Source organism: Flavobacterium sp. S87F.05.LMB.W.Kidney.N, from assembly GCF_004366435.1.
Taxonomy (GTDB): Bacteria; Bacteroidota; Bacteroidia; order Flavobacteriales; family Flavobacteriaceae; genus Flavobacterium.
This window is the reverse complement of record NZ_SODX01000002.1, coordinates 739,844-757,190: the sequence shown is the minus strand read 5'-3', so window position 1 is coordinate 757,190 and position 17,347 is coordinate 739,844. Positions and strand designations below refer to the sequence as shown.

Genomic DNA, 17,347 nt, shown 5'->3' with positions numbered 1-17,347 from the left:
ATTAAAATGGAACCTTTTCGTCTGTGTTTAAGGTAAGTTTAGGATTCTTTTGCAAAACAGATAAAGGAAATGGTATAATGTATAATCGAGAGTTTGGCTGTAACGTATATGTTTTTTGAGGAACAGTTTTGTTTACAATTGGAAATACTCTCGTAACCGTTTTCGCGTATTCTGTTTCGGTATTTAATCTTTTTAAATCAAAGAAACGGTTAAAGCCTAAAAGCAGTTCTTTTCTTCTTTCGTTAATAACCAAGTCCATTGTTTCTTTACGAGTAGTTGGAACGGTTAAGTTAACAGTACCAGATAAAATACGTTTTGCTCTTAAGGTATTTAAAACATCAACGGCTTCTTTAAACTGGTTATCTCTTGCGTAACATTCTGCCAGCATTAAATATACCTCTGTTGTTTTCATACCAACTGTCGGATAAAAGAATTTTGTATATACCGTTGCCCAATAGGCTGTATTTGAACCCTGATCCAGATTGGTTGCGCTTGTAGTATTGAAAAACAAATTAAAACGCGCATCGTTTGTACCGAATAAAGTCCTTAGCTCAGGGCTGATGATATATTGATACGCAAAGTTCATCTCATTGTAACCCGTCATATACATATAACTTAGCACTTCGACATTATTTGCAGCCGGTACAGCAAGTACATTTGGTCCGCCTTGGGCATTATAAGCAACCATATCAAATATTTGATTGTTATAGCTTAATGATTTTTCTGCAGCTTCTTTTGCTTGAGCAATTTCACGTTTAAACAAATGAACTTTAGCCTTAAATGCATAAGCAAAAGCTAATGAAGGATGGTAAATGTCAAGTGGTTTTTCTTGAAGAAACGGCAGTGCATCTTCAATATCTTTCTGAATAAAATCGTAAACCTGGGCTACGGTAGATTTTGAAGGCTGTGCTTCTAAATCAAATTTATCCATAATACAAATTCCGCCATCTGTAGCAGCAGTCTGAGGATCATAACCTTTTGCGTAAGTATTCACCAATAAAAAGTGATCGTAAGCTCTGTAAATTTTAGCTTCTGCTTTTGCTAAACGCTTCGTGTTTTCATCGCCTTTGCTCTCATCTACTAATGAAATAATGGTATTCCATCTGTTAATATAGGTGTAAGCCTGATTATAAAAACTAGAACTTCCAATTAAAGAGACTCTATCTACACTTTCATCAAAAGTAAAATTGACAATATCTACATTTGGAGTTTTGCCTATTACGTTTGCTTCTTTCATCCATTGATCGTCTGACAAATACTGAAAGTTATTGATTGGATAACCTCTGTTTGGCAGCGATACCAATTCAAGAAATTGTTCTGGTGTTTCAATAACTAAAGCTCCTTTTGGCGTAATATCTGTATAATCTTCGCATGATGTTACTGTAAGCATCATCAACGACAGCAGTGTTATATATATCTTTTTCATTTTTTTAAAGAGTAAGGTTAAAGCCTAATAAATACGTTTTTGGCGATGGCAAATTACGTGTAGCAGAGTTTGCGCTGTAAACTTCTGGGTCGATACGATTTCCGGCTGCACTCCAATACCAAATATTATTCATTTGAAAAGTAAATTTTGCTGATGAAATATTCATTTTAGCAGCAAAGGTTTTTGGCAGATTATAACCTAGTGAAATGTTTCTAAGTTTGATATAATCTCCATCTACAACATTTGCACTTGAATTTTTCCACTGGCTGCTTATAGTAGTTGCGTAATTTCTAACACTTTCGTCTAAATCTACATATAAACGCGTATTACCATTTTGATTGGCATCTGTGTAACGATCTGCAATACCTGATAGGTTTACCACATCTGTATCCATCGCCAGAACTTCTTTACGCATTACGTTCCCGCCAGAGAAAACAAATAAGAAATTCAAATCAAACTGCTTATACGAAAATCGCTGTGATAACGAACCTGTATAAGTTGGCATTAAACTTCCCATGTTTACTAATGCATCGGGATTTGTTACCGTTTTTATACTTGTAGAAATTGGATTGCCATTTGCATCAAAAGTAATTGATGGATTGCCATTTTCATCTAAAACATACGGATAACCATTTGTTGTTCCTCCGTATTGGTATGCATATAAACTATTGTACAATTCATTTTCTTCAAAGAAATCTCCAGGCGAAGCAATATATACAGAAGCTGATGACTGTGCTCTTGTCACTTTTCTAACAGTTGTTTTGTTGTAAGCAAATACAACATTAGAAGCTACACGAAAACTACCATTGTTGTACCATTCAGACCCAACAGTAAATTCGACTCCTTTGTTTAATAAGGCTCCCGCATTAATTCTTCTTGTCAAAGCTCCCACTGTAGGATCTAAATCTGTCGTTGCCAATAAGTCGCTGCTATATTTACGGTATAAATCGATACTACCATTTAACTTCGCCCTAAACAAACTATAATCTAAACCAACGTTTGTACTTTGCGTTTTCTCCCATCTTAACATAGGATTAGGCTGTGCTGTAATATTGGTGTATTGTAAAGATTGATATAAGTTATCGTTTCTTCTTGTAGCGGTAATGTATGGAGTTGTACTTTGATCTATATTTCCGTTAATACCATAAGTTCCTCTAAGTTTAAGAGAGGTTACCCACTTTACTTCTTTCATGAATTCTTCATTGCTGACATTCCATCCTAAACCTGCAGACCATAAAGGACGATTTTTATACTTCGGATCTACTCCAAATAAATCTGCTCTATCTACACGGTAACTTCCTGTTAAGTTATATTTAGATAAATAGGTGTAACTCGCAGTACTAAATACTGAAAAATAACGGTGCAGTATTTCTTTTTGTGTTCTCGCTAAAGCCCCTAAAGTTCTATTGTTTCCGAATATATAACTTGAAACTCCAGTCTGACTTAACGCAAGATTATTCATTACAGCCGATGTAAGCGTTACAGGGTCGTAACCATAACGCAGCGACTCGACAGTTCTTGGCAGAAAAGTCTCGCGCATTTCAAAACCGGCTAAAGCATTAATAGAATGTTTCCCTTCGCCAAATTCCTCAGCATAGTCTAACTGATTTCTAAAAGAGTAATTAGTAGATTGATTACTAGATTGTTCGTAACGTCCTCCTGTAGAAAAGCCTTCTACTGGTGTATAAACATTTGTTGTTGGATTATATCCTGTCAGTGTATTAATTGCATAACGCATTTTATAAGAGTTAATGTCATAATACTGTTCATTATCGTTTCTTCTTACCTCATATTGAAACTGTGTATTATAACTTAGTCCTCTCCAAATTTTAGCTTTTAGGTTAGCAAATGCTCTTAAACTTAGTGAATTTTGTTTCTCAATCCCTTCTTGAAGTGAGTTTAAAATATTAAAAGACATTGGTTTAAAACCACTTAAACTTGCCAGTTTTTCGGCAACAGCCGGATTAATAACACCGCTGGAAGTAAAACCATCTCTAATTCCAACAAAAGGTGCTATTACAAGATTTCCATTGTCATCTGTAATTCGCTCGTATCTTTTTTGAATAGTCAGGTAATCATTATAATCACCATCGGTTACGTCGTCATTGCTATAAGTTCCATTTACCCCAAATGTTGCATTCAACCAGTTATTGATCTGAAAACTGCTTTTTGCATAAAGATTAAAGGCTCTGCTTTGGTTGAATTTTACCCGATTTTTTGATTCGTCGTAATTTAACGACACGTACGTATTTTGTTTACTTGTACTACCAGAAAATGCAATATTGTAACGCTGTCTGAATTCATTCTGCCATACATTATCATGATAATCTTGTATGTAGTCGTTTTTTCTCCATTGCGCAAGTGTGCTGTCGTAATCAGCATTACTAATTTTTCCCTCTTCCAAATTTCTGTTCAGTTGATAAAGAGGACTGTAATATTTCATACTGCTGTTTCCAATATCTCCATAATTGTTAAACATCGTCGATGTGTTTGCAAATCTGGCTCTTTCTCTATTGTATACAGCTTGTTCAAGATCAATTATATCACTTGTAGAAGCATAATTCATATCTCGCAAATTCGGTTTTTCGGCAATAAAGAAATCTGAATTTATACTTACTTTTAATTTCCCATTTCCTTTTTTGGTTGTTAAGACGATAATACCATTTGCTGCTCTTGAACCGTAAATAGAAGCCGCAGCTGCATCTTTAAGAACGTCTACACTTTCTATATCATAAGGATTAATATCATTTAGAGTCAATTCTGTTGGAAGACCATCTATTACAATAAGCGGACTGTAACCAACTTCAAGAGAAGAAAAAGTACCAATACCTCTTAAAATTGGTTTATCTGCTGCAGCGCCGCTTGGATTTTTTTGAAACATCAAACCTGCAACACGACCTTCCAGCGCACTTGATAAATCAGTATTAATGTTTTCATTTAATGTTTTTTCATCAACTTTGGCAATTGCTCCAGTAAAATTACTTCTTGCTATGGTTTGAAATCCCGTTATCACAACTTCTTTCATCGCAGCCACTTTGTCCTCTACAACTAGGGTCAGCTGTGTTTTGCCTGAGATACCAAAAGATTTTTTCTCAATAGTCAATCCAGAGCATTCAAGAATGCCATTTTCTGGAACATTATCAAATGTAAAACTTCCGTCAAAATCGGTTATACTATTTCTGTTTGTTCCTACAAGGGTAACAGTGACTCCAGGAAAAGGCTCATTTTTATTATTTAAGACCTTTCCTCGGACGTCGATTGATCCGTTTCCCAAATTTTCCGTTTTTTCTTTTCCTGCAGTTACCACAATGGTTTGATTGGTAAGCGAGTATTTTAAATTTTGCGAACTGAAAATTCGGTTTAATGTCTCTTTTAAACTCGAATTCTTTACATTAATAGTAACAGGATTCGAGTCTTTGAGTAATTTCTGAGTATAAAAGACTTCGTAGTTACTTTGTTTAGCAACTTCTTTTAAAACCGTTTCAAGCGGTGCGTCTTTAAAATTAATGGTAATATTCTGTGCCTTTCCTGAATAACTGCAAAGCAGCATAATAAGTGCACCGAATATCTTTAAACAAGTAGAAAAATTAAATCTGGGAATATTTTTTCCAGATTTTTTGTAAGGTTTTTTTGGTTGTAAATTTAATTTCATACATTTACATTGGTTATAGTTAAACAATAGGTGGACAACTTATACTGGCTATAAACTTTTATAACAACCAGAAGCATCGCAACTGCCTCTGGTTTTTTAGTTTATAGACCAATATATACGGTAAATCTAGCTTTAGGAATAAACAATAATTGTTTTTCCTTCGACCTTAAATTTTATATTACTAAGCTCAAGTACTTTTAATACTTCAGATAAATTTTTATTCATAAACGTACCTCCGTTAAATCTCACATCCGAAACATCGCCGCGGTATTCTACTTTAATTCCGTACCAGCGTTCCAGTTGTTTCATTACTGTTTTTAAGTCGGCATTATCAAATTTAAAACGGCCGTTTTTCCATGCAATCGCAGCTTCGGTATCCACTTCTTTAATTTTAATTTTAGCAAAATTGTCAGATACACTAGACTGCTGTCCGGGTTTTAAAATTGATTTTTGATTTTTATAAGAAACCGCAACACTTCCTTCTAATAAAGTGGTTTTTAAAACCGATTCATTATTATAAGCATGGACGTTAAAATGAGTTCCCAGTACTTCAATCGACTGGTTGCCTGACTTTACTATAAAAGGTTTATTTTTATTTTTGGCTACTTCAAAATAAGCTTCTCCTTCTAACTCCACAACTCTTTGATCGCCGTTAAACTGAGTTGGATATTTAATGGATGAAACGGTATTTAAGTATACTTTGGTTCCATCTGCCAAGACAATATTATACTGTCCTCCTGTTGGAGTTGAAAGCGTATTAAATGAATCTGGATCATCTTTTGAAGCATCAGCATTTGGGTTAATGATATAAGTAATAACACCATTTGCTCCCATTTTAATAGTCACCTCTTGCTCGTCTCCTTCTTTCGCAATTGTATCTTTTCCAGAAATCGCAGACAGGACAATTTGTTTTCCGTTAGAAAGCGTTAAGATTCCTCTAGTGCCTCCTGGAGCAATTTCTTGTGGTTTTGCAGCAACCTCAATATTTTGTTGTTTGGGTTTGGTGAAATAAAATATTCCCGTACCCAATAATACGACTATTGATGCGGCCGCAGCAACACGAGGCCAAATGCGAATTACTTTTGTTTCTTTATACAAAGGTAATTTCGATTGCAGCAATTTGTAACTATCCTGTAGTTCATACTCATTAAGCTGGCTTTTACTATTCGAAGCTTTATGCAAATACCAGGCATCGAGTTTGTCTTTATCTTCATGAGATAAAGTCCCTTCCTGATATTTTTTTAGCAATGCTAAGATTTCCGTTTCATTCATAAATACAATACGAAATTTGGTCCCGTTTTAAGTAAGACAGTTAGAAATGACTTTTGTCATAGACAATGACAAAAAAAATTAAAAAATTATTATTATATCATTAATAAAGCCGGAATAGTATTAACTCTTCTTTACGGATTACAACGATATCGTAAGATTTTACCAAGGAAATTAACAAAAAAACAGCGACATAGCTACCACATAAAAACACCCATGAAATTTTTGAGTTTTTCTCGTAATATTTTAACGGAATTATAAACTTGCTGTTTAGCTGTTTTGTCTGTAATATTTAATTGAAGTGCAATTTCATCGTATGAAAGTTCCTCTACTTTTCTTAAAAGAAAAACTTCGCGCATTTTTTCGGGAAGCAAAGCAATTTCTCTTGCAATTATTGCTTCTAATTCTTTTTCTCTAAGACTAGAATCAGCAAATACATAGTCGTTTTCAACAAAATTAGAAATGGAATCGGCATAGCGGGAAACCACTTTTTCATGAGCGATATAATTGAGCACTCTATTTTTTACCGCTTTATATAAATAGGAAGAAAGAGATCCTGTTAGTATCAATTCGTAACGTTTGTTCCAGATCGAAAGAAAAACTTCTTGAACAACGTCATTAGCCTCATCTTGATTTTCAAGTATTTTATAGGCATGATTCAATAAAAGTTTCGAATACCTTTCAAAAATTTCTGTATACGCTAGCTGATCATCTTCTTTAAGAAGATCAACTAAAATATGATCAGCATATTCGCTATAAACAGGCATTTATGGGAAGGGTTGAGAATCAAAAAAGCAATATTAAACATTTTTTGTGTTAAAAACTAAAAGATGATTCAGTTACAAAAGGATGCATAGTTTTATAAGAATCCTTTTCTTACATCACCTTTTATTGATGATTCCATTATGCGAAAAAAGCGATTTTATCTGTCTCTTTTTCTAATGAAAAATTTCAGATTTTCACTTACAATTAAAATCAGAAATATTCTAAAACAACAAAACAGAAAATGATCTTTTGGACCAATTTCTGTTTTTAAATTCGATTAGAATGCAATCAAGCAATTCTAATTAATGCTTTCTGTTCTTAGAAACTTTTTTAATTAAAAATAACCGCATGATTTTTTTCTAATCGTTCTTCTGAAAATACTTTTTTGGCTGTAAAAGTTTTTCCTTCAGAGCGTTTTACATCGCCTTGATATTGCATACTAAAACTTACATCATTCTCACTCGAAGTTAGTACACCGTCCTTATAATAACTGGCAGTACCTTTGCCTGTAAAACTAACTTTATACAACTGGCCATTTTCTATCACTTTAAAAGTCCCGCCTGATGGTCTAATGCTGATGCCATTTTTAACCGACATTCCTCCTTTTTCAGAATTAATATTTTTACCGATCAAAGATTGTCCCCATCTTGTAAAAGTATAAGCAGTTGCTTCTGAATAACCGCCAAAGGCATAATCTCCTTTTGATAAATTATTTTGAAGGGAAGAAAACAATTCAAAATACACTACTGCCCCATCCTCTTCTCCAGAAATCGACTTCGATTTTAATGAAAAATCAATGTTATATGCATTTCCTCGAACGCCGAAATTTTCAAGATAACCCTGCGATAACTCGACACTTTGATTCCCTATTTTTAAAAAACCTTGATTTTCATTTCCATTGGAGTTTTCCTCATCATTCTTGGAACAGGAGGAAAATAATGTTATGAAAACCAGCGCTAATAATTTGATACTGTTACTCATATCTTTATGATTAAATTTTTTATACTAATGAATTCGTTTTCATAATCAGGGACAATAAATCAAATTCCTGTCCCTGATTTCAAACTTATTTAACTATGATTCTAGTAGATAACCCTGTTTTTAGGCTTTTGATGAAATAACTTCCTGATGCAAGATCTGATATAGAAATATCCGTTTCAAAACCTGCTGTATCTAATTGTTTTATTAGAAGTCCGTTCATACTAAAAATTACTACGCTGTCATAGTCAATGCTGGATTTCAAGGTAATTTTACCAGTTGCAACTGTTGGGAATGCATAAAAATCGCCTAACTTTTTCCAGCGCCCGTAAAGCGTAAAGTTTTCTTTCTGTTTACTGTCAAATCCACTTATTTCTTTTCCGTAAGCGCTGTCAGAATACCATCCTAAAAATCGATATCCTACGCAGGAAGCCTCTTCAAGTTTATAAACAGTTCCTGTTTCTACGCTTGCTTTATTAGGATTAACTGTTCCTGATGGTAAGTTCATATAAGAGATATTATAGAAAGTAGGCGGCACAACCTCATCGGCTTTGTTATTACCTCCGGCTCCCCAAAAAGCATATAGCACTTGGTTTCCTGTTGCAGTAACTGCAATTTCTTTTAAAGAATTAGGCACTGTGGCAGAAGCCGACCATCCGAAAAATGTGTACCCTTTTAAAACTGGAACGGGCAGCGTTAACAATGTACCCTCAGTATATTCTAATGGAGTTAAACCCGTTAAAGCTTTACTGTCAATTGAATTCATATAGGAAATTGTAGATTTTACAACTGGTTTTGCGTCGGGTTTGTTGTTTCCGCCTTCGCCCCAAAAAGCATAAAACACTTGATTTCCTGTTGCTGTAGCCGGAATACTTTTAATTAATCCAGGCGAAGTCGCTGTACTTGACCAGCCAAAAAAAGTATATCCTTCTAATTTTGGTGTTCCTAAATTGGTAACTGATCCTTCCATAAATTCAGCTGGTGAAAGTGTTATGGGTTTTCCATCAATAGAATTCAGATAATTTATTGGTGAAAATTTAGAATCTGCTTTTAACCATCTCGGATCTCCCAAAGCTCCGCCGCCGATACCTGCTGCTGCTAATGGAGAATTTTTAGAAAAACTAAAATTTCCCTGTACTGGATTAGGATATGAAAGTGCTGTCATACCTAAACCTGTCAATGTTTTAACATTGGTTTCTGTAACGGCAATAGTTCCTTTTGTCGATTGAGAAGATACTCCTGTAAAAAGATTGTTGTCTAAAACTGCCATTCCTGCGCCATTGACATTATTAGAATAGAACATATAAATCGCTTTCGGATTGTCACGTTCGTCCTGCATAATATTATTCTTGAAGGTATAAGTCGATGTTTTACTGTATTGATTATCTATAAATACAAAACCATTTCCTTCCTGACTGCAGGCGTTATAAATTGTATTATTTTCGATCGTTACATTTATTGGCTCGTTTACATTATCTTTTTTCTGAAGAATTATAAAGTTGTTTCCTTTTGAATAATTGAAAATAGTCGAGTTTTTAATCGAAACCGAATTTACAATTTGTGAATCTGGCTGGATAAAATTACCTCCCTGAGCGCTGCTTCCATCAATTAAACAATTATCTAAAGCAATTTTTGAAATTGGATGGTCGCTAGTTCCTTCTGTTACTAATAAACTTTGTTTGATTCCTTTTATCGAAGCGTTTTTAATTTCAAAATTAGACAAACCTGCTCCTTTTTTAAACTGCATTACATTAGAATCAGCATTTGTGAAATCAAAATCTACACCATTGAAACTGAAACTTCCTGAGAAGATTTCTGGATTTTCTGAATAAAAAGATCCAGCAAAAACAGGCTTTGCACCTTCATCTGGAACAAATGTATATTTATGATTTTTCACCGCTAGCGGAGTACTGGCTGTGTACGTACCGCCAGCCATAATAAACTTTGTACCATCTTCTGCTGCATTATATTTCTCAACAAAATTTTGCGGATTTACATAAACATCTAAACTTCCGTTTTGAGTTGACGTAATATTATACACAAGGCTGTTGATGTAAACTTCAATATTGGTATAAATGCCATCAACTGTTTTTAAATTACCATCGGCAGCACTTGCAGGATTCAACCCTTTCTCTGTTTCCCATTTATCTGGCATACCGTCTCCATCTGTATCTAAAGGTGCCTCGCCAGTAGGAAGAACAGGCCATCCTCCAGTTGCTGATGGTGTATCGATATAACCGTTTGTACTTCCGTTACCGCCATTCATAATACTTGCAGTTCCAGAGCGAGTATCATCTACGGCTCTTTTATCTACAGCATCTCTGTATAAATTGGCACCCGCATTTTCTAAAACCAATTCATAAGCTTTTGTCGCACTGTGTGTCGTAATTTCGCCAAAAGGATGCGGGGCTTCAATTTTAACTTCTTCTTTATCAGCATCACTTACCGGCAGCTGGCTGCTATGAAACTGACTGTAAACACCATAAGTCCAGTTATCCTGAGTAGTTCTTGGAGACCCGACAACATAGTTACCGTCTACATAATATTTTCCCCAGATTCCGTATAATGGAGAAGTGGCATCTAAACTTCTTCCCGTTGATAAAATACGTTCTTTAGTAGAATTAGAAGTTCCAGGACCTGGTTTCCAGTAATTATTAACCAGATTCACATTCATAGCGTCTCCGCCGTAACAACTGTTTCCTCCCCAGTTGTATATGACGTTGTTACGAATATCAACTAAATCGGTTTTTGCAAAAATATCGTTAGCATATTCTCCCAACCTTGGATTACGGCTGTCATGATGCGCTAATAAATTATGGTGAAAAGAAGCATTTTTACCTCCCCAAACACCACCGTAACCGTGAGCTCCTTTGGCATGAACTGAATTACGTAGACTTTCGGAAATGATACACCATTGAAGCGTAAAGTTCTCATTTTGGTAAAAAGAGACACATTCGTCTGTTGACCAGCTCATCGAACAGTGATCTACAATAATATTTTTCTGGAAACGTCCGCCTAATGCATCATTTTCTACATCATGAGTATCTCCCATTCTAAAACGTAAATAACGAAGAATTACATTATTTCCTCTTACTTTAACATTGTAATCTTTTATCGTAATACCACCGCCTGGCGCTGTTTGTCCGGCAATAGTGATATTATCCGTAATATTTAATTCACTTTTCAATTCGATATTTCCAGATACTTTAAAAACAACAATTCTCGGACCTGCCTGATTTATGGCATCACGAAGAGAACCTGCTCCCGAATCATTTAAATTGGTTACATAAATTAGTTTTCCGCCGCGGCCTCCTGTTACGTATTTACCGTAACCTTCTGCTCCTGGAAACGCAGGAACGGTTTCTGTACCTCCGCCAGTAGTTTCTTTTTTCACTTCAATCTTTCCTTCTCCTGTAAAAAACTCAGGATTTGTGGTTTTGTCATAAAGTCCTTCCTTAAAATCTACTCCATTTATAGTAAGCTTTTGAACATTCAAAACAGTATTTAATGCCGCTTTTCCATTAGCCGTTATATTCAAATTTAAGTTTGACCCTGCGGCGCGTTCATGACTAAAAATTACGTAATTATCCTGACCAACGTTTATTGTTCCAGAACCAAAAGCATTTGCAGATGCTCCATCAATTGCAGTTGGATAATTTAATGCTGGGAATTTTGTACTTTTTTGAGTTAAATCCCAAGTTCCGATAAATTCACTATTATCTCCCTTTAAAAGTAAAATTCCTGTATTTGGATTAACTCCCTGCCCTATATTTATTGGAATAATAGTTCCATTACCCGAAACTGGTCCGCTTAGAGTCATTATGGTTTGATTGGCTATTCCTGAAATCATTTCAAATTTCACATTTCCAGAAACTACTATTGGAGCTTCTAACGTCATTCCTGCACCGCTTGTATTATAGTATACGCGTGTTCCGTCTTTAAAAATTAAATTTCCTGTGGCTTTATGAGCACCTCTTAATCGAAGTGTGCCTGCGCCAGAAAAAATAATATCAGCTGGAAAAACAGTAGCTGTTGTTTCTATTTCTTTTGTGCTTGAAACAGTTTTACCTGCAACTGGCATTTCAGCTGGACTGAAATTTGCTGCATTATCCCAGCTTTTATTGACTGCTGCTGTAAATTCATAATCAAAATTTGTTGGCGGAGTTACTTCATCAGGTTTGTTGTTTCCTGCTGTTCCCCAAAAAGCATATAATGTTTGATTTCCTGTTACTGTAGCTGCAATTTCTTTTAAAGAATTGGGTACTGAAGCAGAAGCTGACCACCCGAAAAAAGTGTAACCTTTTAAAGTTGGAACTGGCAGTGTTTGAGCTGTACCTTCAGTATATTCTATTGGTGTTAAACCTGATATAGCATTACCATCAATCGAATTTAAATAGGCAATAGAAGATTTAACAGCTCCGCCAATTGTCATATTAATAGTGCTTACATCACTTAATCCGCCATATTCATTTGCAGCTTGTATGGTGTATGCATAAGTACCTGCTGTTTTAGAAGTTTCTACATAACTTGCTTCAGTCGTAATGGCTAAAATCTTTCCGTCTTTACTCACAACATAACACATTGCATATTGATTTTCATCCCATTTTAAAGTGTTATTTTCAGCAGCAATAAGATTAGCTGGTTTTGTAACTTGTTCTACAACTCTGCGCGGATCCCATTTATCTGTACCGCTCAGCACATTTTCGATTGTGAATTCATCTGCTTGAGCTTTTGTCAAAACTGGATTATAATTTCCTGTCTGCGAAATGCCATTTACTGTAAATGTATTGGTTCTGTTATCGGTATTAACAGCAATTCCGTTTCCGTTTACACTATTGTATTCTGCAAAAAGTGCTGGATATGTTCCCATATTTGCCCATCCAAGTACATTGGGTTCATTTATCATTTTGGTATTGAGATAAACTGCTCTTGGTGAATTCTGCCACGGACGCCCTAAATAATAACTGGCTGAAGCAGTAATGGTATTATTATTAAAAATATAACCATATTGTGTAGCTGCATCGTGGTTTGGTGCTACGATATAACCGGGTGCAACAGAAACCAATTTACATTCTTCAAACCAATGTGTTCCTCCTCCGCAGATAAAATCGACATCTCCCTCAATGGTAGATTTATAGTAAAAACTTCTTTTTCCGCCTGTTACCTGCGTATCTTGTTTACTTCTTAATCTAATTCCATTATAAACATTACGATCTCCTGCGGGATTTAGTGCAGGTTTTTGTCCAGAATTTATAATTCCGTCTTTGTGTTCTATCGTAATATTTTCCATGTATAAATCATTGGCTTCGATAGAGAGAACGGCATTTTTAATTCCCTGACCTGGATTTCCCTGAAAGATTACTTTGTCTTTGGATTGTGCAACCAAAGAAACATTGTTTTTTCCTGATGGAAGTTTCAATACAATATCCTGCGGATTTGTACCATCTCCACCCAAATTATAGGTTCCGTTGGTAATTAAAACCAAAAATCTCGATGCAGAGTTATTAGGCGCTGCGTTAAATGCTTCGGCTATGGTTTTTACATATTTTCCAGAAGCAAGCTGTTCTGTAGTAGCATCAGCATCGACAATTAAATCAAATTTTCGTTTAACCGGAATTGGTTTTTCCATTGTTTTAAACGACAAACTAATCGCGTCACCATTATTACCGGAAAGGTCTTTTACAAATCCTGCAGGTATACTAAAAGTATATTGTTTATTATATTCTAATCCGAAATAACTAAATTTTACCGTTTTATTTACGAATTCGGCAGTTAGATTTTTTCCGTTTAAAACTGCTTGTCCAGAACCTAATTGAACTTGTTCATTAAAGTTCAGAATGATATTTCCATTTGCTCCAACAGCTAATGACGCTTCTGCTGGAAACGAAGATTCGAGAATAGGTGCGTTTGTATCTGTAACCAAAACCTCATCGGCTTTAATCATCACATTAGATAAAATCGTAGCCGTTACATCTACAGCAGATCCGTGTTTGGGTCCGTTAATATTTGGAAACCATCTCAGGTATATTTTTTCTTTACCTTCTGCTTCAGCAGGAAGAATTCCTCCAATAGAAGTAATTGTATTAGTATTGATGGTCGTTAATGCCGAAACATTAACAAAATTTATGCCGTCTAATGAATATTGAAAAGTCCATTCATCAGCTCCATAATAATAGCCAAGCAGTCCTGAGGCAACATTAATATTTTTGTAGCCCACTGTAGAAAGCGTTGTCATAAAATAATAGAAATTTCCTCGCTCTGTATTCCAGACGCAAACCCCATTTTTTCCACCTCTGTTTTGAAGTCTTACATTAGGTGCAAACACATTGTCGGCAACATTGTAAGCAAATAATTGAGGTTTGTTTTCTATTTTAGAATAAAGTTCTGCTACTCTCGGATTAGCATATTGGTCATTTTTGAATGTCCATCCCGCAATAAAATTTTGATTGGCATAAGTTCCTGTAACTGTTTGGTTTTGATCCATAACCACAGAGGTACTTAACGAAGTAGAACCATCAGACCAATTGCTGAATTTAATAATATCATTTTCAACAGCTGTAATGGTAACATTTGTTCCTTTTTCATACACCGAAAATGCACCGTCTTTTCCAGCTGGAGCAATAGAATAATCTCCTAATCCGAATGCTCCATTAACATTAACGGTCAGGTTATAAGTTGGAATTGTTTCGTACTCTGCAATAAGAATTGTATTGTCATTGATGGTATAAGTTAACGGATTTGCGGTTGAAACTACAGCTCCTTTATCATCTATCCATTGTTTAAAATTATATCCGAAATTTTTATTGGCAGTTAATTTTAATTCGGTTCCTTTTGCAAATGTGCTTCCTCCAGGATTAGTGACCACAGTTCCTGATGAAGCTGGATTAACGCTCGTGGTTAGCTTATAAGTAACCGCATTAGAATTTTCAGTTATTTTTTCAAAGTAATCTAAATTGAATAAATAGCCCGTTCCTAATCCAGTAAAAACCAGATACAAATCGTATGTACCTGTTGTTGGAGTAATGGTGGTAGAGAACTTTTTATAATCAGAAAATCCAGTACTTCCAGAGACAACAGCGGTTCCTATTAAAGTTCCTGTTGCTGATCCTAACCTCAATTCGATATTACCTCCTGCCGAACCCGCGGCGGCGATATCAAAACGAGTTACAAATTCGGTAAATTGGACGGCATTAAATTTAATCCACGTATTATTTTTAATGTAACCTACGTTTCCTCCTCCCGAAAGAGAAGCATTGGTTTCTGCCCTCGCTCCCGAAGCCTGATTAAAAGTTTCGGCTTCAATTCTCTCAATGGTCTGAGAGAACCCCATTACTGTAAACAGTATGAGGAATAGGTGAATAAATTGTTTTTTCATTTGGTTTTTGGTTTTAGTTAGTAATAGTTTGTCAAAAGAGTTTTTATTCTTCTTCACACTCTTTTGATGGTTTATAAAAATTTTAATTTAATTCTTTCATTCCTTCAAAAACAAGCCTTGCAACTTCTACAGCACCTTTGGTTTGAAAGTGTGTATTGTCTTTTTGACCGTTCGGATAAGCTTCATATAATCCTGCGGGTAAATTCATAAAATAGTTTTCACTCACATAAGGCTGTCCTTTTTTTGTAAAAAAGTCCATTGATTTCTGGTTTAAATCGATAATCATTACGTTCATTTCTTTCGCAATTTCTTTTACAGCGTCAGGATATAAACCATGAATATTCTGCAGTTTACCTTCCTTCCATGGAAAATTTCTAGATACTGGAGTTATCAAAATTGGTTTGGCTCCTTTTGCTCTTGTTTGTTCAATAAAAAGCCTTAAGAATTCTTTATAGCCTTCAAGATTAACATAGCGTTCTGGTTTGTCTTCAGCTGCATCGTTATGACCAAACTGCATTAAAACCAAATCTCCCTTTTTGAGATTTTCATAAACAGAACGCCATCTGCCTTCCTGAAAAAAAGTACGAGTGCTTCGGCCGCCTCTCGCCCTATCATCTACAAATGCGCTGTCTGTTTTGATTAATTTATCGATCTTTTTTAAGCTGTCTTTGACTAAAAATTGCTGAAACACTTGTCCCCAGCCTGTAACTGGATATCGGGTTTTCATGTAATCTTTTCCTTCTTCGTAATTATTGGCATAATTAGCTACTGTGGAATCGCCGATTAAATAAACTGTGGTTACCGCTTTCGATCTGGTAAAAGCCATTATCAAGACTGCTAGAGTCATGCTTACTAGTGGAATTACAAATTTTGTTTTCATATTATGTGCTAAATATTTTAGTTAAAAAATTGTCGATGTATTGAATTGTAGGCTCAAACCACGGATTAAAAAGACAAAATGAATGAGGAGAATTTTCAAATTCATGAACTTCAGAATAGATTGTGTTTTCATTCAAAACCTTTCTGTAATCGTCTCTTCCTGCGTGCATTCGTGCGATTGAACTATTGATAAATAATGTTGGCGGTGTTGATGCATTTACATAACTGAGAGGAGAAGCAGCTTCCCAAAGTTTAGGATTGTCTTTTCTGGAATAACCAAACCAATAGGTTCCTGCCGAAATGTTTTTACTGTCATCTCCTTCACTGCTTTCAGAATGTACAAATGAAAGAGTGCCATCGATACTCACCACAGCATTCACCTGAGATTTTAAAAAATTTGAATGGGTTGCCACGCCCTCAAAAAGCGGCATATTTGCTGTAGTGCCCATAAAAGCGGCCAATTCGCCTCCTGCCGAAAATCCAAGAGCAGTTACTTGATCTGGGTTGATATTGTACTTTACTGCATTTTCTCTTACCCAGCGAATGCATGCTTTGAGATCGTAAATCGCTGCGGGAAAAAGCGCTTCTGTAGAAAGTCGGTATTCTGGCGTAAAACACACATATCCCAGGCTTGCGAGTTTTTCTGCCATTTGATGATGTTGCTGTCTGCTTCCAGAACGCCAGCCTCCGCCATGAATAATGATAATTGCGGTTTGTTTTTTCTTGACATTTTTATCATAAAAAATATCTAGTTTCATTTTACGTTTTCCATAACTGCAATAAGTGATATCTGTTTTCTGCATCACATTATCAAAATGCAGTTCAGGAACTCTCGTCGTTTGCGGAAAATATTTAAGCGTTTTCTTAAAAGCACTTGCATTGGTAAACGAAGTATCCCTGACATTTGTAATGCCTTTTAAATACTGAGCGTTTACGTTTTGAAAGAAAATCATACAAACCCCAATAATTACTGCACTAAGATTTTTATTTTGAAAATTCATTG

The 17,347-nt window shown here is 35.3% G+C and carries 8 protein-coding genes; all 8 read right to left on the bottom strand.

Annotated elements, in window-relative coordinates; all coding sequences use genetic code 11:
• Window position 1 precedes the first annotated feature (1 nt).
• Window positions 2-1,426, bottom strand: a complete 1,425-nt coding sequence (locus tag EDB96_RS08975) for a RagB/SusD family nutrient uptake outer membrane protein (RefSeq protein ID WP_057116372.1) — start codon at window positions 1,424-1,426, stop codon at window positions 2-4.
• A gap of 4 nt (window positions 1,427-1,430) precedes the next feature.
• Window positions 1,431-5,078, bottom strand: coding sequence for a SusC/RagA family TonB-linked outer membrane protein (locus EDB96_RS08970; RefSeq protein WP_134140247.1), 3,648 nt, complete (start codon window positions 5,076-5,078; stop codon window positions 1,431-1,433).
• 132 nt (window positions 5,079-5,210) lie between these two features.
• Window positions 5,211-6,350 carry a FecR family protein gene (locus EDB96_RS08965; protein WP_134140246.1) on the bottom strand — a complete coding sequence of 380 codons (1,140 nt, stop codon included), beginning with the start codon at window positions 6,348-6,350 and terminating at the stop codon, window positions 5,211-5,213.
• Between the two features lie 194 nt (window positions 6,351-6,544).
• On the bottom strand, window positions 6,545-7,114 hold the full coding sequence (locus EDB96_RS08960) for an RNA polymerase sigma factor (RefSeq protein WP_134140244.1): 570 nt from the start codon (window positions 7,112-7,114) through the stop codon (window positions 6,545-6,547).
• Window positions 7,115-7,442: 328 nt separating this feature from the next.
• Window positions 7,443-8,093 carry a hypothetical protein gene (locus EDB96_RS08955; RefSeq protein ID WP_134140243.1) on the bottom strand — a complete coding sequence of 217 codons (651 nt, stop codon included), beginning with the start codon at window positions 8,091-8,093 and terminating at the stop codon, window positions 7,443-7,445.
• 85 nt (window positions 8,094-8,178) lie between these two features.
• Window positions 8,179-15,465: a pectinesterase family protein gene (locus tag EDB96_RS08950; protein ID WP_134140242.1), complete on the bottom strand. Its 7,287-nt coding sequence runs from the start codon at window positions 15,463-15,465 to the stop codon at window positions 8,179-8,181.
• 82 nt (window positions 15,466-15,547) lie between these two features.
• Window positions 15,548-16,345 (bottom strand): rhamnogalacturonan acetylesterase, encoded by a 798-nt coding sequence (locus EDB96_RS08945; protein ID WP_057116378.1) that lies wholly within the window; start codon window positions 16,343-16,345, stop codon window positions 15,548-15,550.
• 1 nt (window position 16,346) lies between these two features.
• Complete coding sequence (locus EDB96_RS08940) at window positions 16,347-17,345, bottom strand: alpha/beta hydrolase (protein ID WP_243839321.1); 999 nt, start codon at window positions 17,343-17,345, stop codon at window positions 16,347-16,349.
• Window positions 17,346-17,347: the final 2 nt, after the last annotated feature.